Genomic DNA, 19,824 nt, shown 5'->3' on the forward strand with positions numbered 1-19,824 from the left:
AGACCCTCAAGGGGGAAGTGTCTTTGCCTTTTCGTATCTCATCCTCTCCGCTCCCGGTGGCTTCCCCGCCACCGGGGACGGCGGCAGGAATAACTGTTCAATATATTTACAGGAGACTCCAACATGGCCACAAAATCTGCTGAAAATAAAATAGTCAAGAATGGCTTATTGCCCACGCCATCGATGGCGAAGGGACTGTCGAAAGCCGCACTGACGGACAACGCCCGCCAGGTTCTGATGAAGCGCTACGTCCGCCGCGGCGATGACGGCAAGCCTGCTGAGAACGTCGAAGAGATGTTCTGGCGTGTGGCATATCATGTTGCCAAAGTGGAGGAGCAATGGGACGCGGATGTGCAGGAGCGCACCGTGGAGTATTACCATTTACTTTCGAGCAAGAAATTCTTCCCGAATTCGCCGACCTTCACCGGCGCAGGGACTCCGCTTGGGCAGTTGGCGGCCTGTTTCGTTTTACCGATCACGGACGACATGGGACGCGATAGCGCGGGCATTTTTCAGACCCTGCGGGACGCCGCACTGATTCAGCAGACAGGCGGCGGCAACGGTTTCTCCTTTTCACGTTTGCGACCCAAAGGGGCGATGGTGCAAACTTCGGCGGGGCAGGCGACGGGACCGGTCGGATTCTTGCGTGTCTATGACCATGCCTTCGGTGAGATCGCGCAGGGCGGCACGAGGCGCGGCGCCAATATGGCTGTCCTGCGCGTGGACCACCCCGATGTGGAAGATTTCATCACCTGCAAGATCAACGAAAACCACATTACCAATTTCAATATTTCCGTCGGCATCACGGATGCGTTCATGAAAGCGGTGAAGGAAGACAGGGAATGGGAATTGCGCTTCCCGGACCTGATCGAGATGAAGCAAAAAGGATTCAGCGGCACACTCGAACAGGCGGAAGCAGCCGGAATCAAAATTCATACGTACAGGAAGGTCAACGCACGTGAGTTGTTCGGCAAGATCGTAAAACAGGCGCATCACAACGGCGAACCGGGGGTGTTATTCCTCGATGCTTCAAATCGAAGCAACCCTGTCCCGCATTTGTATCCGCTCGAAGCGACAAACCCGTGCGGCGAGCAATGGTTGGGACCGTATGAAAACTGCTGTCTCGGTTCGGTGAACCTCAACGAACACTGTGGACCCGATGGAACAGTGGATTGGGAGACTCTGCGCAAGAGTGTTGTGACCGCCACCCGCTTCCTCGATGACGTGGTCGAGGCGAACGCGTATGTGCCGGCGGTGCCGCAGTTGAAGGAAGCGGCACATCGCGCCCGCCGCATCGGACTTGGCATCATGGGTCTAGCCGATTTGATGTATCACGTGAGCGTGCGTTATGGCTCGAAGGAAGGTCAGGAGTTCGGTGCGCAGGTGATGGAATTCGTCCGTTACCACGCGATGATGACCAGTATCGACCTCGCCGAAGAGCGCGGACCGTTCCCAGCCATCCAGGGCTCGATCTACGACATGGACGATATGAAGTGGGAGGCGCCTAAATCGCTGGTCAAGTTCAAGAATGACTGGAGCAGGCCCGAGGTCCGGTGGGATGCCGTGGTCAAGGGTATCAAGAAACACGGCATCCGCAACGCCGCGCAGACCACCGTCGCGCCGACTGGAACCATCGCCACCGTCGCCGGATGCGAAGGCTACGGTTGTGAACCTGTCTTTGCGCTGGCATACATACGCCACGTCAACGACAACGGCAGGGATTTGAAGTTGACATACGCCAGCCCGCGCTTCGATGAGGCGCTCAAGAAATTGGGTTTGGGAGAGGAGAAGCGGCAGGAGATCGTCGAGCAGGTGATGCGCGAAGGGACGTGCCAGCACATCGCCGAACTGCCGCAGAAGATCCGCGATACGTTCGTGGTCTCGGCGGATGTATCTGCCGAGGAACATGTATGGATGCAATCGGCTTTGCAAGCCTTCGTGGATAACTCATTGTCGAAGACGGTTAACTTCCCGGAAAGTGCAACGGAAGATGATGTGGCGACCGCGTACATGCTCGCCTGGGAGCTCGGATGCAAAGGCATCACCGTGTATGTGACCGGCTCGCGCGAAACGGTCGTCCTTGAAACGAATGCAACTGCCGAGAAAAAAGCCCCGGCTGCATCCGAACCGAAGACGTCTCCCGCGATATGGCATGCAAGCAAAAAGCAGCGCCCCAAAGCGTTGACCGGGAGAACCTACAACATCGATACACCCGTCGGTAAAACGTTCATCACGATCAACGAGAATGGCGGGGAACAGCCTTTCGAAACTTTTGTGAATACCGCCAAGGCAGGTTCGGAAACGGCGGCAGTCTCTGAAGCGATCGGGCGTTTGGTCTCGTATATTTTGCGCATGGCGTCGCCCATCGCGCCATTGGACAGGATGCGCGAAGTAGTCGTGCAGTTGATCGGGATCGGCGGCGGGCGTTCGCTTGGTTTTGGCGCGAACCGGGTCAAGTCCCTGCCGGACGGGATCGGTCAGATATTCGATCAGTATTTGCGCGAGAAGGATGGGGTCGTTACCGATGAAGTGAAAGGTAACGGGAACGGCAATGGCGGAGTCCATCACGACCCGCAGCCTGGTGCGGGCGAGCCTGCGGTGATGAAGATCGGCGACCTGTGCCCCGAGTGCGGTGAAGCCGCCGTCGTCAACGAAGAAGGCTGCCGCAAGTGCTATGCTTGTGGATATAGTGAGTGTTAGAGAGTTGAAGGTTGTAGGTTGTAGAGGCGGATGAGTTCCATCCGCCTCTATTTACTAATCGAACGCATGGACTTTGCCGGGCGGAAAGTATGTAGGAGGTGACGGTCAGGTCGAAGGGGAGGTGTGTTAAGATTTTTTTGCCTGTGCGGGCAGGTGCTTTTGGATCTCGAACCCCAGAAAGAGCAGCAGAAAGATTTCCGCCACCTTGGCAAAGTACCCGATCCACGACGTGGTGGCGAAATTGAAGGCTTTGTCGCCGAGGAAGATCCATAGCACGATCGTCAACAGGATGTACCCGGCGAAGGTCCAGTAAACGATGGAACGCCTTTTTTGAAAGAAAGGGATAGGGAGAAAATACATTCCCAGCAATGCCAGTGTCCCGAAGCCGTTCAGAACGATCGAATCCAGCCAGCCAAAGTGCGGGTAGCACATGATGTGTAAAGTGGCTGTGGCAAGGCTGAATGCGATGATGCCATAATGCCAGTAATAAAATCTCATGGATAAAACTCCGCAAATCTGATTTTTGTGTAGACGTAATCTCCGGGTCAGTTATTACGCCTCTTTGCCCCCTCCGCTTGAGTGCTTTGATCCAAACATGATTAACTCAAAATTTAATCGGGACGCTGACGAGCGCAGATGGACGCGGAAGAGGATCAAGAATCCTTGGGTTTCGTGCCAATCCGCGCCTCTTTTGCCTTCAATAATCTACACACCCACGAACCTTGAATTCGGGGCGAGTTCTGATCGTAATGGAGGTTTGTTTCCCCAGGGCATGCGCCAGCAAAAAGAGCTCCCAGGACTAATCAACTTGGAAGCTTCGTTCACAATACTTTATCGAGCACTTTACCTTCGTGAACCTTGCCCGATTCCATTTTTCATGATCTTATCGAATGGTAAATAGCTGTTCGGCAACCTTGACGCCGTCCATGTAGATTTCCACCTTGCATTGGGTTGAAGGGAAACCGTCTGGATGTGAACTCTGAATGAAGGCATGCACCGTCTTGCTGCCGCCGTTGTACGTGTAATTGCTGGTCGTAAAGGGCACGGTCGGGTCCATTACATCGGGCTTATCCAGAACATACCAGCGGGCTTCGAAGTACGTTCCGATCTCCGCCGCATCCGCATCGAAAAAGATGTAGATCGCTTCCTTCGGGGCGAAGACGTTCGTCTTGTTAAGACCTTCCGGGTCGTTTGCCAGGTAGACGTTCGATATGGGCGAGGCTTCAATTGGGGTTGACTGGTCCCCGTTCAACAATTTGCACGCCAACGATGTCGCGATCAGCAGGGTAAGCGCGAATAATACCGATGATCTGCTTTTCATTTCATTCTCCTTAAATCTAAAATTTACGCACCGATTTTACCTCCTCCGTTCCCAAAATAGACGCCCCCGGCGGAAAAAGATTGATTAACCAACGGCAGTGCGCATCCGGACAGGCTGCTCTAAATCGTGATCGGCACTTGAATTTCCAGGCGATCCTTGAGGTTGTGCAGCAGGGTGTAGGCTTCGTGCTCGTTCTGTTTGTAAACGACCGTCTCCGCCAGTTTCCCGATCAGGGGTAATGGAATTTTATAGGCGACCTCGAGATGCACGCGCGTGCCCTCGGCGATATTCTCGAATTCCCAGCAGAAAGTGCTTTCGATGCCCTTCTTGCTGCGCGTGATAATGCGTTTGTTGGGAATCAATTCGGTCACTTCGGATGCCCCTTCGAATTTTACACCCGCCATTTTGTATTCCCACTCGAAGTCCATGCCGCCGAGGATGTTCGGGTTCACATTGCGCACCTCCACCATCGCGGGCCAGATCTCCGGCAGGTTAAGCGGGTTAGACAGGAATTTGTATATCTTTTCCAACGGCGCGTGGATGATGATGGTCTGGTCGATTCTTGCCATGATGTTTCACCTCCTTTCATCTCCAAAGTGAAGGACGGCAATTCTCCGAAATTAAGAGTCCCGCCGCGTCGATTCCATTGTAGACCTCTTGCGGTCGAAATTCAATAGGGTTTACCCACCCCGCAATTTCTCAGCCGCCTGCTTCATCCGGTCGTAGTGCGAGCCTTTCCAGTAGACCTGTCCGCAGGCGGGGCATTGATGAAACTCATCATAGTACTTTTTGGTGAGCGGCTCCAGCAGGTGCAGGACCTTCTCCTTCTCCACCGGCTCCAGCGGATGATTGCATTTCAAACAGCGGTGAAAAGGTCGAATTTGCCGCGCCAGGTCGAAGCGCAGGATACACTCCTTGAGTTGTTCCATCGAATCGAGCGAGCGCAGGCAATAGCCGTGCTCCACTTTTTTACGCATCAACAGCCGCCGGTCGCGCGTCAGTAATATTCGCCCTTCAGCTGCAACTATCTCCGCCATGTCTGGGTCGTCGAAGTCGTTTTCGTAGAGACAGTCGAAGCCGAGGGCGCGTAAATGCGCGGTGAGGCGTCCCAGGTGACAGTCCAGCAGGAAGCGCGGCTCGGAGTCGAATCCGTTCGGGATGGGGAACAGATCGACCGAGTCGCCGTCCTGTGCGATGAAGTTCAGCGCCTCAATCCGACCATTGACCTGCACCTCGCCGATTTCCGGATGCGGCGCCCCGAGCGATTCGGCCAGATGCTTCACCGATTGTTCGCCCTGAAAATCGACGCGCACAATTTTCCCGCGTTTGTCGCGCTCGAGAAGATCGTTCAACCTGCCGTGAATGAAAAAATACGCCGTGCTCATGCGCAGATTATATGCCCGCCAGCGGAAAATGACCTCTGGATGAGGCAGCGTACCAGGAACGATGTTATTATCGCACTTATTATCGTATCTTACTTTTGGAGAGACCAGTGAAAAAAGCGACCCCGTTCATTTTTATATTGTTTCTCGCTTCCCTTGCCTGTCAAACGGTAACAGCGACAGAGCCTCCTTCCCAACTGGCAGCAATTCAAGTTACCCAAACCTTTTCATCCCCGCAAATGACGAACATTCCTGTGAGTGCGACTGCACCCAATGAACCGCCCAAAGGCGCCATTGTTGTTGATACACTGGAACAGGAGGTCTATCCGTTCATTGAAAACGGAAATTGTTCCTTTGCCGAAGCGATCATCGCCGCCAATTCCGGCGAGCCGCGAGATACATGTGCGGCTGGTGTGCCCGGTAAATCGGTCATAGACCTGATGCCCGGCGAATATGTTTTCACCCAGGTTGACCAATCTCCGCCGCAGTTCGAGTGGCTCGTCAGCGGTACCGATATCGGCACCGCATTACCGCCGATCGTTTTCCCAGTCACGATTCATGGCAATGGCGCAGTGCTGACTCGTGATGAAAGCGCCGAGCCATTCCGGTTCTTTGAGTTAATGGTAAATTCCGCCCTGACGATGAATAACATCACTTTGCAAAATGGCGATGTCGCAGATGATTGGGGCGGTGCAATTTATTCCATGAACGCCTCCATCACCTTGGATAATGCCCGCTTTATCAATAATCGCTCAGATAATGGTGGTGCAATCTATTTCTCGCTCGGCAGGATCGATATTACGAACAGCGGGTTTATCAATAATAAAAGTACCGGGAATGGGGGCGCATTGTTCATTGATTCATCCCGCTCTTCGATCCAATCCACGCGATTTGAAGGTAATGAATCAGACGGCAATGGCGGCGGATTATATGCATATTTTGCAACCATGGTGATCACAGATGGTCTCTTTCTCAAGAATCGTGTCACAGGGAACGACAATGGTCTCTGGGGAGGTGGAATGCACACCAACCATGTAAATATTACGATCACGGAAAGCCAGTTTTACCAAAACGAATCACCGGCTTATGCTGGAGCTGTGGGGGTCATCAATCCCATTCTTGCCGGTGTCGATCCTGAAGACGAAGACATGCTCGAACAGATACGGGAGGAACCGATCATTTCCGATATGTTAACCAGCATACCCGGCTTCCAGGCAACCCTTGAAGCACATCCCAGCGGCATTTATGTAGACTTCAATGAGGATATACAAATTCACAACAACTGTTTTGCAAATAATGCAACTCTTGATCCCCGAGATCCAAATTGGACAAGCGGCATCCATGCCAATGCGGCAATGGCAAACGGTAACTATTGGGGGCATCCCAGCGGACCTTCCGGAAGAGGTCCTGGCACAGGTGACAGCGTCGGTAAGAATAAGGTCACCTTTGCACCATTCCTAACTGAAGCGCCGTCTCATTGCGATCCAACTCTCACAGAAAAGGAATAACTAAAAATGGCAAAACTCATTCCCGCCACCGACCGCCTCGTCCGCGCCCGAAAGTTGATTCAACAAGCCCGCGACCTTCCCGTCCCGACGGAGGGACTCGGCAAAAACGATTTTTCCTATATTGCCAACGTCCGCGATCTTCTCAGGCAGGCAAAGGATTTGGTGAAATTGATTCCACAAAGGGCGGGGGTCTCCGCGGAAATGAAGGAGGAGGTGAAAAAGATATTCGCTGAGATCGAGGCGGCGGAAAAGGATATTCTTTCCTAAATTTCGTGATGGATGTCGCCATTTCGCCGATGGATTAAGTTGTACAATAAAATAAAGAGAACTTCCGAATCGAAAGGAGCATCCATGAACGACAGGAAACTTGACGCACTGTTGGAAAAAGTCCATAACGAGCTCCAAAAGGTGGAGAAGATCGATGCCGAAAATCTCAGACTGCTGCAGGACCTCGAACAGGATGTCCAGGCTCTGCTGAAAAGGTCCGAGGTGGAAACTCCGTCGATCCTTGCGCGCATCCGCAAGGCGGTGGATCGCTTTGAAATCGAGCACCCGACCCTCACCGCCCTGCTTTCGGAGGTCTCCACGATCCTGAGCAATGCCGGGATTTGATTTCGAAAAAGAAATTGGCGGTCATTTTCGACCGACTATTTCGTCTGGTCTGCAAACCGCCACCAATGGACCAGTGCGAGAATGCCCATGAGGCTGGTGATCATCAAAACAATATAACTGTGTGTACCAAGCACTTCACTGCGTGGGCCTGCAGCCCCGCTGAACAGACCGGGAACTGCCCAAGGCACCCAATCTCCCCAGCCAAGAATCACCGATAGGTTTGCGATAAACAAAGTCAGAAGGGTCCATCCAAACGGGGGGAGATAACCTCGTCCGGCGCTGGCGATCAAAGCCACCAATGACATCAAAGGCACGGTTAATGCTGCGGTGCCCATGATGCCGATAAATGAAGAACGCAGCAGATCATTCGACCAACCCGGGATGACGATCAGTTTTCCAACGATGATCTCGATTCCAAAGATGAGGATCGTGGCGGCCAATGCCCATGAGGTAATCACGACGAACTTGGCAGTTACCATAGCAGCCCGCGAAGTAGGCAGAGCCAGCAGTTCTTTGACGGTATGGTCCGAGAATTCACGTCCAAATACCCAGATCGTGATAACGGAGAATAGAACCATCCCCCCCGCCGCAACCGCTTGTGCCAAAAAGCCGAAAAGGGAGGTCCAGTCGGCTGTGCCTGTCAATACTTGCGCTTTGGTGGTGATCAAGCCAAAGGATTTTGCTGCCTCGGGATTTTTCAGGATGATCATGAATAATCCGCCTGCCAGCGGTGCCATGCAAAAACCAATGGCTGAAACAAGCGGGACTTTTGAGCGGCGCATTTTTAGTATCTCTGCCCAAAGGGCGGCTGTAAAGTTTTTCATTTCGTCAACCTCAAAAAATATTCTTCCAGATTCTCCTGCTCCACTGCCAGGTGAGTGGGGGGAGTGCCCGCATTCACCAATAGTGTCGCGATCATTTCGGGCTGCCTCACGGCGCGTCGATCTTTGATTGTGATATGACTGTTAACCGCGGCGGGCTCAAAATCCCGTAGCGCTGCCAGCGCTTTTGCCGGATCGCGCGCTTCGATGACAAGTTGAGTAGACCGCAACCCCTCCAGCCGCGCCGCGTCAAGTTCTTCGATCAACTCGCCTTTGTGGATGATCCCGATACGATCCGCAAGCAAATCCACTTCGGCGAGAATGTGGCTGGACATGAAAACAGTCACGCCGTGTTCGCGAGCGAGCGAGAGCAGTAACTCGCGGATTTCAACGATGCCCGCCGGGTCTAACGCATTTGCTGGCTCATCTAAAATCAATAACTCAGGTTTATGAAGGAGCGCCCGCGCCAGCCCAAGGCGTTGGAAATTCCCGCTCGAAAGCATGCCGGCTTTCCGGTCCGCGTAGGAGGCAAGGGAGAGGTCTTCGATGACATCATCCACAGCTTTATGGTTTTGAATCTTGTGCATCCGTCTTGCAATCTCCAGATTTTCTTTGACGGTAAGTTCGGGATATGCGGCGGGACTCTCCACTAAGTGCCCGATCTTTGCCCATGGTCCGCCTCCGCCTGGACTGATAACTTGATCCAGTACTTTGACATTTCCCTCGCTCGGGCGGATCATTCCCAGCATCGTGCGGATGGCGGTGGTCTTGCCGGCGCCGTTGAGGCCGAGAAAACCATAGACCTCGCCATGTCTGACCCGCAGGTTGACTTTGTGCAAAGCTCGCACCTTGCCGTAGAATTTCGATAAATTGTTTGTTTCGATTGCGTAATTCATTTCTTACTCTCCGACGATATACCCGGCAACCAGGTCTATGAGTACATTCATGGATTCTTCATATGCGGTGTCGCCCATGTCATCGCGGTGCAGGCTGAGGAAGAAAAGGCTTTTGATCAGGTTGCCAGTGACCCTCGGCGACACTTTGGCAGTGATGCCTTCACGTTTTATTTTGTTGATGAGTTGCCTGGTAAACTCTTCGTCACTCCTCGCGTGCTGTAAGGCACGCTCGGCAGGGATCTTGCGCAGGAGATAGTCGAAATCGGCTTTGTTGAAATTCTTCAGGAGGGGATAGGCGTCCCACGTGAAGAGTAAATCCTTGAGCATGGCGCTAACGTTTTCACGCGCTTTTGTATTGGGCTGGGTAACAAACTCCAGGATGGACGCTTGGATTTCTTTCTCAATTCGTTCTGCAATTTCGAGGAACAGTTCTTCCTTGGATTCATAGAACAAATAGAACGCGCCTTTGGAAATTCCAACCGCTTCGGTGATTTCATCCACGCTGGTCTTTTTCAACCCATGCTTTTCGAAGAGCTTTTTGCCCTTCGCCCGCATTTGTGCGCGGATGGTCTCTTTTTCAGTTTGGGAAAAGGCTTTTGGCAAGTGGCATCCCTTTCTGTGACTAAACTTGTAAAAATGGTCACAGACGAGATTATACATGGGTTTTAATGAATGTCAAGCCGCTTTGAGAAGTTCGGATGGCACCTCTCATCTTATGAATATCCCCACTTAAAAAACACAATTTCTTGACAGGAAAATTACCTCCTTGTTGTACATTAAGTTTGCGCGATGAAAGGAACTACTTTCCGCGACCAGACAAGGAGAACCAATGAAAAAAACAATTTTGATCGTGGCTTTGGCACTAACAGCGCTTGTGTTTGTGGGGGCGGGGGTTGTGTATGCGCAGGATGAGACACCCCCATTTGGCGGTCATGGCATGAGGGACGGACAAGGTCCCCTGCACACCTTTATGGTGATTGAGTGGGCGAAGAAGCTCGACTTGAACGTGAACGACATCAACACCCGCCTAGCTTCTGGAGAGACGATGTACGACATCGCCCTCTCGACAGGGGTGACCGCGGAAGAATTCCCTGCACTCATGGCGGAAGTCCGCGCAGCAGCGCTGGATGCGGCTGTGGCAGCGAACGTCATCACACAGGAGCAGGCGGACTGGATGAAGTCACATGGCTTTGGTCACGGCGGGATGCGCGGTAATGGCGGCAATGGCAACTGCGATGGAACCGGTCCGCAGGGCCAGGCTGGCAGCGGCGGGCGCGGCGTGATGAACGGGGGTCGCGGCTGGCGGAATCAGCAGACCAACCCGTAGCCTGGGTTAATGAAAAAGAAGAGCCAATCCATCGTTGGCTCTTCTTTGATTCCACTACCGGACTTTCCAGATATGCACGACGGGTTTTGCGCTGTCGGCATACAACTCCAGGACGAAGAGAAGACCATTCGCCCGGTCGAAGGCGACATCACCGATACGGTTGCGGCGTTGGTCGCCCGAACCGAGTTCGAGGATATCCCATTCAGGCGGATCGAGATAGAGATATTCGTCGATGTCGATGACGGCATAGGGCTGCGGCTGCCAGGATTCAAACTGGCCAGTTGCCACATTCGCCAGATCATTTGGATCGTATAGGAGCAACTGCGCGTCAAAACGGGTGGACCACCAGCCTCGGTTGGAAATGCAGCCACCGGTTGTTTCGTTGCAGCAACCGGCAAGATCTTCCTGCGGGCAGATCGAGCCATCTGCATTCCGGCAGGTGGGAAAATCTGTGACATTGGCATCGACACAGACGGTTTGTGCGCCGTCGGGATGCAGGTATCCATACCAGTATTTATCGCCGGTGCTTTTGGTCCCGGCAAATAGAACGGCACTTTTACCGGATGGGGTCGTTATCCATGCGCCGCCTTCCCATGAGTCTGGATGTTGATACCCATTCATGGCGCGGACGATCTCTTCGGTATTGTAAGCATTCTCGTAAAGCAGGAGGGTGACTTCTTCAAGCCGGGTACCTGGTGGAGGGGGAGAGCCATCTTCAAGCCAGGGGCGATAGGCAAAGAGAGTTGGTCCCATGCCGCCTTGTCCTCCATCGCGCATTCGCCCGGTGGCAAGTGGACGTCCGCCTGTATAGGCATCCGCCCACTCTTGAGGAATTTCGAGCATGTATCCATTAACGCTGTATAGGTCCTGATTTCCGATGAACCATGTGCCTTGAAGATCGGGATTGGAAAGAACGGGATTAAACCAGCCATGTGATGGAATGTCCTGCGGCTGAAGATGCTGCCCCCAGGCGATATGGATTTTAGGACCAGTTTCGGGCCGGTTGAGATATTGGATGCCAACTTTGGGAATCTCTTCCAGTTCGGTAAAATATCCGGATGTGACGTCCGCAAAGCCTTGAATGAATTCAGCCGTGTTCAGGTCTGCGATATTTCTTGAGATGATCGGTGTGGGGATGCTGACTTCTGCAACCTGGTCTCCATCTGGAACGCCGCCATACGCAACGCGGTCATGCCCTGTGATGAACAGGGTTCCATGGTCGGGATTGTAGGTCATCGCGTTGCCACCGTAGGCAAAGGTCTGAGGAGGCTCTTCGCCACCCGGCAGGCGAAATGCCCCAATATATTCGAGGTCGTTTGAGCTCACGGCGTCGGTGGGCGGGAGAGGTTCCGGCTGGGACTCTGCAAGGGATGTTGGAGCAGACTTAAAGTCGGGTTGAGGCGGAGGGGTTTGTCCGAAAGTACAGGCGAGGGTTATCAGTACAACCGTCAGAAGCAGGGTCGACTTGCGCATGGTATCTTCTCATGGAGCGAACGGGAACAGGTCAAGTTTAACGATGACGTCCAAATACGTCCCCGGAATGGTGATCGTTAAAATCTCGTCGGGTGAAAGCAGGGTTGTGTCCACGGGGTATATCTCCTGGAAGAGGATGTCGTCTTCGTCGCGCGGGTCAGCGTCGACGATGCGGGCGCGCAGGGTCAGGTCATCGCCGGGATTGACGAAGACGGTAACGGTATCCGATGAGGAGGCGTGGAAGTAATGCCCATGGCATGGCAGTCCGGTGCGGCAATCATCCTGCACCTCGTGGACGCGTTCGAGAATCCTTTGGATGGGATATTCACCCGCTGAAAGTTTGAAGCCAAAACAATCTTCGAAGGGTGGGAAGGGGAAGCGCGGACAGTGAATGGCATCGAAGTTGACGGCTTCAAGGTTCGCACCGGATGCAGCAAGGAATGAACCAGAAAGTGGACCCGGTTTGCGCTCGCCACCTTCATCGGCGGGCGGGCTGTGAAGATTGATCGTTTCAAACTGCACTCGGATCTGCATCTGGCATGGCACGCTATCCCAAATGACGCTGTTGCTTCGCGGTGATTCGACATCAGGCGCAGAAGGGTCGGGTCCGCCAAATGCCGTCAGGGAGAATTCCCATTCATGCACGCAATAGCCGCCGCTGTGCCGCCAGGTCGTATCGCGCACCTCGGGAGGATAATAACCGATGAAGTTGCCGTTGAGATATAACTTGAAGCCCTGTATCGAGCGAATCTCGCCTTCCCAATCCCAATACAAATGGATACGATCTCTGTCGATGGTATGACGGGTGATGACAGGAGGCGCGAACTCGGTCGCTTCGCAGGTGGGAGAGCATAGATGATATCGAACGTTGAAATTGTGCCCTTCGATTTCTTCACCCGTTGATTCTGCTTGAATGACATGTCCGTCCCATTCTTCAGGCATATGGCCACGGGTGACCGATCCAAGGTAAAAGACACGCGGACCAAAAAGGCTGGTTAGACCATAACATTCCACAAAGACTGCCAAAGGTTCTGCATGCGGAACGAGCAAATGAATGCTGTTCCCTCCGCCCAAAACGGCTTCTATATCCCAGGCATATTCCTCGCCGGGGTCGAACTCATAACGTTCCACATCCCCGCCAGCCAGTTGGGCATAACACCAGATGCGGCGGAAGTCAGATGTCACTTCAAAGTGCAGAGCTTCGAATTCCACAAAGGCGGGAATGATCGCTTCGCCAAAAAGAAAATCCGGAATTTCGAGCATCGGACCGGCATCGGCAGGAGCGGGATCGTCCGCTGGCGGTGGGCAGAAATCGTTTTCGAATGTGCCCGCTTCATCGGGACAGGGATCGACATCATCCGATGCGCCGTCGCCGTCACGGTCATTTGCGCCTCCTCCCGGTGCGACGCCTGATTCTTCAACCGGCGGCAAATCATCGCTGGCGGCCACCTCCGGGACGGGACAGCCGCTTTCATCCAAGCCGGGTTCTAAGGGGCAAAGATCATCGTCATCAGCGACGAGATCGCCGTCGGAGTCTGGGCAGCCATCGGTTAAGGAGGAGCCGGGTTCGGCAGGGCAAAGGTCATCGGTATCGGACGTGCCGTCACCGTCAAGGTCGGTATCCGTTACAGTTGGGCATCCGCTGGCATCGGGCAGACCTGCTGTTTCGGGGCAGGCATCAGTGGAATCAGGAACACCATCGAAGTCGCGGTCCGGGCAGCCGCTTGAAAGGTCCATGCCGAATTCGGCGGGACATGCGTCTTTTTCATCTGCGACGCCGTCATTGTCGCTGTCAGTCAATTCGCTTGCTTTCACATAAACGGATGCATGTGTGCGAAAACCGAGCGAGTTGAAAGCCCGTACGGTGATGGTATGCGCGCCTGGCGATTCTGCCTGCCATTCTGTGAGCAACGGGAACGAAGAGATACCATCGGGCACACTGCTGGTTTCTGATTCGAGCAAGACACCATCCACCCAGAATTCGATGCGCGTGATATTGTGCGAGTCACTTGCCACAGCCTGTACTGTGACAGGTTGACCCATTTCAATCGTCTCGCCATTTTGCGGCTCATGGATCAAGACCAGTATCCCTGCCTCGCCGGTGGAAGTTACAACATAATATCCTCCAAGCGATGCAACGACGAGGACGACGCACAAACCCAACGACGCAAGACAACCGAGCAGGGTCGGGAATTTTTTCCTGCCATGTCCATGATGTGAAACGACCGTGGCATCTTGAGAAGATCTATTGTTCATGACTGCCTCCGCTTCTCAATTGATGTTGATCGAAAAGTATGAAGGCGCAGACCAATCGCTGGCATTTCCGGCTCCGTCCTGTGCGCGTACCATCCAGCGATATTGCACGCCGCATTGCACGCTGACATCCACCTGCTTATCGGTGAGCGGACCATAGCCGCCAGCCGATTGCCAATTGTTTTGCGTGACCTGCATTTCCAACTTGACGTAATAGGCTGAGATACCGCTTGGGTCGCTTACCGGCTGCCATGCAAGATTTTGGTTCGATCGACACGATAATGCCAATCCATTCGCAGGGACAGCGGGGGAGGGAGCTGGCGGTGGAGTGATATCTTGTGCGGGTGGCGGTGAGGTGGGCGTCTCGCACACGCCCGTCACAGTGATGTCCACACGCTGTTTGATTTCTGTGCCGTCCAATTGAACGACGGTCAGTGTGTAGCGTGTACTTTCGCACAGGCAATCTTGATAGGTACCATCGAAGACCTGATCGATGCCGCCGAATATGACTCGCGACGCATTTTCCACGTGCCAACGGATCGTCGTGCATGCTCCTGCCGCGATTTGAACCGGATCTGCCCAGAATTGAATGACAGCCCCCTGAGGCAGGGTCGCCGTTGTTGTAGTAGTGGGTGTGATGGACAGGGTCTCTTCGCCAGTGACCGGGACGGGAGTGACATCAATTTGCGTTTCTCCCACGCGGACGGTGATCGATGCGATGTTGCTTGTCTGTCCTGTGCTGTCGTAGGCTTGTACTTGAATGGCATATGTGCCATTTGCGGGTGGCTGCCAATCCTGGTTGAGCTGCACGTATGTTTGTCCCGGCGATTGTGGTACGTCGCGCCGATGGGCTTTACCGTTAATGGAGAGGACGACTTCCGCAATTCCCTGACGCGCATAAGCATGTGAGGCGACAGTGACAGTCGTGCCGGATGGAATGGGAGCGCCATCCACCGGCGAATCGATCCAGATATTGGGTGAGTTTTCAAATTGCTGTGTGCATGAACCTGTCCCCGTTGCAAGAACGAGCAAAGCCGCGATGTACAATAGTACCTTGAACCAATGAGGTCTCTTCATCTTGCTGCCTCCTTGCTTTCACGCCAGGCATCGGCGGACGTGAAATGATATTGGTACGGCGTATCGCGACACTAAAGATTTATGTGGGTCTTTTTATCTTTCTCAATAACGGTAAAACAGCCGCTAGCGGCAGGATCAAAACTCCGAAACAGAAAAAAGGATTCTTTGCGGCCGGTTCCGGATCCTCTGATACCGGTTCGGGTGACAGCTCCGGTTCAGTGCTTAACAGGCTGAGATCATCCACGCGCAGGATTCCAGCGTTGAGCGTATCGGCTGGCGTGCCAAAGCCGAAGGCGATTCCCGTGACTTCGCCCTGCTTTGCGAATGGGGCGCCTGCATTCTCTTCCCAGGATGCGCGCTGGAAGTCGTCCCAGCGCAGTTCGAAGCGTGTCCATTCGGTGGAGGCTGTGAGGGTGGCAAGATAAGTTTCGCGGTTTTCGTTCGGACCTGCATATAGGTCAATATCGAAGGGTGAGCCTGCCGCTCCTGCGCTGGCATAGAATGAGATGCCCTCCGCGGCGCTCCAGTTTTGTGAAGTTTCAAAAAAGCGTGCACAGGTTCCCCAACTGTTGGGCGTGAGGTCGAAATTCAGGAGGAGAGAATTACCATTTCTCCCAGTATCTGCTTCGAACTGACAGGTCATCGTTGAAGAGGTGGTCTCGTCGTGGAAGGCTTCCCAAGGCGGCTCTCCGCTTTCGAAGCCGGCGATCAGGCTCGAGGTCGGAGGAAGAGGCGCGGATTCGGGTTGATTCGGTTTCGGGGAGATGGGTTCCGTCGGAGCGTTCTCTTTCCAATTATGATAGAAGATATTCAATAAGGGCACGAATTCTTCGGTGGCTTTGCGGCTTCCTTCTTCGGAGGGATGGTCATCCCTTTGAAGAAGGAAGCCGGAGGGATAATACAGTGTGTTGCTCGAAGCAGCGATGTGTTCGACCTGTCCGTTGTGGAAGCGGTGATGTGCGTTAGGATCGGTTAGGATATTATAGAAATCGAAGACTGCGACGTTATTGAGAGTGTAATTATTTTCATCCAGCCAATCATTTACCAACCAGTTGTTGAAGGCGCGTGCGTTCTCGGCGTTGGTGTCATCCGAAAGTGGCGGGGCAGTAATGACGATGAAGAGTTTATCAGGGCGCGTGGCAAAGAATTGAAGTATGGTGTTGTAGACATATTTCGCGCCTGAAACCGATAGTTCTGCATAGGTTCCGGGCGGGTCGTTCGGACTGCCTTCGAGCGCGGAGTTCGGGAAGCAGGACTTGAACATGATGATCTCGTTCTCGCCACCCGGATCTGCCAGCGTGCGAGAGTAGGGGACATGTTGGTTGCTTTCATTGAACAAGGCATCCATGTAGATGGGCGAGTTATTACTGGCGAACCATTCCGGCCAATCGGGAATGTCGGTGCGGTCGCCAATGGCGTCGGGACCCCAACCGTAGTTTGCATCGCTCACAAAATAGTTATTCTGGGCAAGAGTTTTTCCGAGGCCACCGTACTCGTCAGCAAGCCAATTTCTCCCGGTGGAATGATGGATGAAGATGAGTTTGACTGTGTTATCGGGCGGTGTTGGGTCTGGCGCTTGTGGAATGGGCGCATAAGGAGAAGCGGCGACCAGACCGATGCCAAACAGGACGGCGGTCATTATGAAGGCGCAGTCTCTAGGTTTCATGGTGCCCTCCCGGCAATCCTTGTGATTAATTGTACTATTTATTATTACAATAATCTAGCCGGGAAAACGAATGCCTAATGGTTTTACTACGAGAGCGAATCGGCGCCTTATCCTGAGCCAATGGCATACTTCCGTATTGTCACTGCCGCATTGGGGGCAGGGACGCATCCATCCATTGCGTTCTGTAACCGCGATTCCGCTATTTACGATCTGAGCATTGACATGTTCCCGCATTTTTTGAACCCCCGATCGTGGACTTGAGAAGCCCATCTCCACGATGGAGATCAAATCGCTTTCGGTCTTCGCCCGGGAAATTTCTACCGGCAATACTTCTTTTGCGAGGAACCTTTCGATCCCATTAATCTGCGTTTCAAGACGGCCGCAATTCAAGCAGCGCCAGCCGTCCAATTGCATATTCCCCCGCGTGGTCTGCAAAACTTTGTTTACGGCGATGCGACTCAAAACGCCGCTTTTCCTCTTTTTCAGGCAATTTGCCGTTTGAAATGCCAGATGTCTGAAGAGAGACAGTGTTTCATTTATCCATGCCTTCTGTGGCTCTGAAATGGCGCGACCATCCCAGGTGCTGATCCAGAGATCGTTTAAGGAGCCCATGCCTCCATAGGCATTCAGGTGATGAGAAACGTCACTTTCCAATCTCCATAATTCAATATCCGCGCGAATCCAGTCTCGCCAGTGAAGTTCTCCCGCCTGGTCCAGCAGATATTCCAAAGCCTTTATTATGTGGAAATATGTGATCATGAAGGGGAAGGCTTGGATTTGAGAAATCTACTATTTTGAGTGACCCCCGCGCCTATCCTCCCTTTGGAATGCTGCTCAACTGATGTATTTGCATATACTCAAATGGATTCAACGCATCACCCTCGATCACAATTGCCACAAGCCCTGTTTCTGTGCCTGCCTCATGCCATTCATCTTTTTTCCAAAATGCGGCTTGATATTGGGCAATTGGAATTCTCACGGAAGTATCGCCCCTCACCCAACCATTTCCCTGTACGACCAAAAAGAGTTGAGAAGTGATAGCCTGGTGATATCCAACAATTCCGTTTGGGTTGAGGTAAAAGCAGCTTACTTTTGCCTCCGCATTGAAGCGGAGGATCTTCGAGAAGATGAAATCGCTATCGAACTTTTCGATCTTTTCACCGCGATCCGGTCCGAAGTCATAGATTTTCACGATCGTTTCTCCTTCATAGTCCTCTCATAAGACAGGATACTGTGGAAATTTAATGCAGCATTATCCATTCGATCATTTCATAATTATCATATGATGGTATCCGTCTCAGAAATTCGCTACCGGATTGGACGCCTAACAAGAGCAAACCAGATCAGCCACCCGATCAACATGCCGCCAATTACACCGGCGGCAATCGCAAATGGTTTGTATAAAAGCCCATTCGAGATGATAGTCAGCGCGATTCCCCACCCCATGAGCAAACCAATGACAGCTCCGGTCAGTTGAGCCGGATCAAGAATGAATTTGATTTGGGAACTCACATTAACCGTCTCCCTTGGTACGGCAGTAATGTAGTCTCCGCGATTCTTTCTTTCCATCGCGGCTTTGTCCAGTCGTAATCCGACAATCCATGAATCTGTGATGGCATAAAGGTACATTATCAAATAAAGCGCAAAAGTTACAGTTCCCAATACCAGAATACGTCCCATCGAAGAGTAATTGGCGGGAACTGAGAAAACAGCAGAAACCGTCAACGATAGGATCAAGAATGAGCCAACCAGAGTCTTGCCTTTCTGTTCCTGATGGTTGTACAACTGTCCCAGCCCTGGCAGGAGGCAGTTGAGGGTTGAGGAGATAAAGGCGTATCTCTTTCGTTCACTCCTTGCGCGCGCCCAATCCCAGATCAGGCTGACCAGACTCAGGAAGATGACCATCAACACTATCGACCATACAACAGTGAAGGCAAAGTAAAGAACCGCATCGCTGCCTGACAACTCACTTTTGGCTGTGAGATCTCCTTGAACAAATCGATTCAATATGGCAGACGAAAGTTCTTCGAGGATCAGGGCTGGTAGGAATGAAAACGCATTATTGAGAATGTGCATGGAGACGCTCCACCCCAATCCATATTTCATTCTTATGTAGCCAAACCCGGCAGCCAGGAATAATTGCGGAATTGTGATCAAAGGGGCAAGGATCCAGAGTTCCTTCTCGTAATTCAAGGCGTGTAGTAATGCGAAAGTCAACAAGGGCAGGTAAAAGACAACATCAAACCTCCGCTGATAAAAAGATGCCAGTCGCTCATCGCCAATGAAGGATAAGAGCCGCCAGATGAATATGGTTATCGAGAGCGCAGGGACCAGGATCGACATTATTCCAACTATGGTATCCGGAGAAAACAACCATGAAGGGCGGGGGATTTCCAATACTATCATAACCAGCCTGGCAAAATATATTGCGGCGAAAGCCAGCCCAACGCTCAGGTTGATTCGACTGAATCGAAGACCGATTCGGAAAACCAATTCCTCCCAGACGGGGAAAAATAATATCGCCCCCCAAATGACCTGCAGCATGGTGCGGTCAGCCGCATACTGGTAACCGGCATGGTCCGCGAATGAGACGCCAAACAGGTTCGAGATCAATAGGCTAATTGGAACTCCAAATAAGCTTATCAAGAAAGTGAGAGACCAGATGCGAAAAGCGGCCCAGGCGCTCTGTAATCTTCCGTTCGGTTCCTTGGCATGAATGAATTCGGGTTTAAGCAGGTAGTTAATAAAATCTTTGATCAACATTTTCCCTTTCTCCTTCTGTCAGAAA

The 19,824-nt window shown here is 52.7% G+C and carries 19 protein-coding genes; 5 read left to right on the top strand and 14 right to left on the bottom strand.

Going from position 1 to position 19,824, the window contains the following annotated elements:
* Positions 1-123: 123 nt before the first annotated feature.
* Positions 124-2,700 (top strand): adenosylcobalamin-dependent ribonucleoside-diphosphate reductase, encoded by a 2,577-nt coding sequence (locus HS100_14260; protein ID MBE7435074.1) that lies wholly within the window; start codon positions 124-126, stop codon positions 2,698-2,700.
* 126 nt (positions 2,701-2,826) lie between these two features.
* On the opposite strand, the gene HS100_14265 is transcribed toward HS100_14260, so the two are convergent.
* The 4 genes from HS100_14265 to HS100_14280 form a co-directional block, all read right to left on the bottom strand.
* Positions 2,827-3,198 (bottom strand): hypothetical protein, encoded by a 372-nt coding sequence (locus tag HS100_14265; protein ID MBE7435075.1) that lies wholly within the window; start codon positions 3,196-3,198, stop codon positions 2,827-2,829.
* Positions 3,199-3,583: 385 nt separating this feature from the next.
* Positions 3,584-4,021, bottom strand: a complete 438-nt coding sequence (locus tag HS100_14270) for a hypothetical protein (GenBank protein ID MBE7435076.1) — start codon at positions 4,019-4,021, stop codon at positions 3,584-3,586.
* A gap of 119 nt (positions 4,022-4,140) precedes the next feature.
* Entirely contained in the window at positions 4,141-4,590 is a 450-nt protein-coding gene (locus HS100_14275; GenBank protein ID MBE7435077.1) for an SRPBCC family protein, read from the bottom strand.
* Positions 4,591-4,701: 111 nt separating this feature from the next.
* Positions 4,702-5,406 carry a twitching motility protein PilT gene (locus HS100_14280; GenBank protein MBE7435078.1) on the bottom strand — a complete coding sequence of 235 codons (705 nt, stop codon included), beginning with the start codon at positions 5,404-5,406 and terminating at the stop codon, positions 4,702-4,704.
* 107 nt (positions 5,407-5,513) lie between these two features.
* On the opposite strand from HS100_14280, the gene HS100_14285 reads away from it, so the two are divergent.
* The 3 genes from HS100_14285 (at position 5,514) to HS100_14295 (ending at position 7,523) form a co-directional block, all read left to right on the top strand.
* Entirely contained in the window at positions 5,514-6,911 is a 1,398-nt protein-coding gene (locus tag HS100_14285) for a hypothetical protein (protein MBE7435079.1), read from the top strand.
* Positions 6,912-6,917: 6 nt separating this feature from the next.
* A complete protein-coding gene (locus tag HS100_14290; protein ID MBE7435080.1) occupies positions 6,918-7,178 on the top strand; it encodes a hypothetical protein in 261 nt (86 codons plus the stop codon).
* An 84-nt stretch (positions 7,179-7,262) separates the two neighbouring features.
* Positions 7,263-7,523: a DUF4404 family protein gene (locus HS100_14295; protein MBE7435081.1), complete on the top strand. Its 261-nt coding sequence runs from the start codon at positions 7,263-7,265 to the stop codon at positions 7,521-7,523.
* Between the two features lie 35 nt (positions 7,524-7,558).
* Here HS100_14295 and HS100_14300 read toward each other — a convergent pair whose 3' ends face one another.
* Genes HS100_14300 through HS100_14310 form a run of 3 tightly spaced genes read right to left on the bottom strand, consistent with a single transcriptional unit; the run spans position 7,559 to position 9,843 of the window.
* Entirely contained in the window at positions 7,559-8,347 is a 789-nt protein-coding gene (locus tag HS100_14300) for an ABC transporter permease (GenBank protein MBE7435082.1), read from the bottom strand.
* Positions 8,344-9,240: an ABC transporter ATP-binding protein gene (locus HS100_14305; protein MBE7435083.1), complete on the bottom strand. Its 897-nt coding sequence runs from the start codon at positions 9,238-9,240 to the stop codon at positions 8,344-8,346. The genes HS100_14300 and HS100_14305 overlap by 4 nt, the downstream gene beginning before the upstream one ends.
* 3 nt (positions 9,241-9,243) lie before the next feature.
* Complete coding sequence (locus tag HS100_14310; protein ID MBE7435084.1) at positions 9,244-9,843, bottom strand: TetR/AcrR family transcriptional regulator; 600 nt, start codon at positions 9,841-9,843, stop codon at positions 9,244-9,246.
* A 226-nt stretch (positions 9,844-10,069) separates the two neighbouring features.
* Here HS100_14310 and HS100_14315 point away from each other — a divergent pair, with 226 nt between their 5' ends.
* Entirely contained in the window at positions 10,070-10,567 is a 498-nt protein-coding gene (locus tag HS100_14315; protein ID MBE7435085.1) for a hypothetical protein, read from the top strand.
* A gap of 54 nt (positions 10,568-10,621) precedes the next feature.
* On the opposite strand, the gene HS100_14320 is transcribed toward HS100_14315, so the two are convergent.
* The 7 genes from HS100_14320 to HS100_14350 form a co-directional block, all read right to left on the bottom strand.
* Positions 10,622-12,040, bottom strand: coding sequence for a hypothetical protein (locus HS100_14320; GenBank protein MBE7435086.1), 1,419 nt, complete (start codon positions 12,038-12,040; stop codon positions 10,622-10,624).
* Positions 12,041-12,049: 9 nt separating this feature from the next.
* A complete protein-coding gene (locus HS100_14325) occupies positions 12,050-14,296 on the bottom strand; it encodes a thrombospondin type 3 repeat-containing protein (GenBank protein MBE7435087.1) in 2,247 nt (748 codons plus the stop codon).
* 15 nt (positions 14,297-14,311) lie between these two features.
* Complete coding sequence (locus HS100_14330; GenBank protein MBE7435088.1) at positions 14,312-15,370, bottom strand: hypothetical protein; 1,059 nt, start codon at positions 15,368-15,370, stop codon at positions 14,312-14,314.
* Positions 15,371-15,449: 79 nt separating this feature from the next.
* Entirely contained in the window at positions 15,450-17,036 is a 1,587-nt protein-coding gene (locus tag HS100_14335; GenBank protein ID MBE7435089.1) for a hypothetical protein, read from the bottom strand.
* Positions 17,037-17,090: 54 nt separating this feature from the next.
* Positions 17,091-17,795, bottom strand: a complete 705-nt coding sequence (locus HS100_14340) for a hypothetical protein (GenBank protein MBE7435090.1) — start codon at positions 17,793-17,795, stop codon at positions 17,091-17,093.
* Positions 17,796-17,847: 52 nt separating this feature from the next.
* Positions 17,848-18,228, bottom strand: coding sequence for a cupin (locus HS100_14345; protein ID MBE7435091.1), 381 nt, complete (start codon positions 18,226-18,228; stop codon positions 17,848-17,850).
* 116 nt (positions 18,229-18,344) lie between these two features.
* On the bottom strand, positions 18,345-19,799 hold the full coding sequence (locus HS100_14350; protein ID MBE7435092.1) for a CPBP family intramembrane metalloprotease: 1,455 nt from the start codon (positions 19,797-19,799) through the stop codon (positions 18,345-18,347).
* Between the last annotated feature and the right edge of the window lie 25 nt (positions 19,800-19,824).

It is taken from the genome of Anaerolineales bacterium (assembly GCA_015075725.1).
Classification (GTDB): Bacteria; Chloroflexota; Anaerolineae; order Anaerolineales; family Villigracilaceae; genus Villigracilis.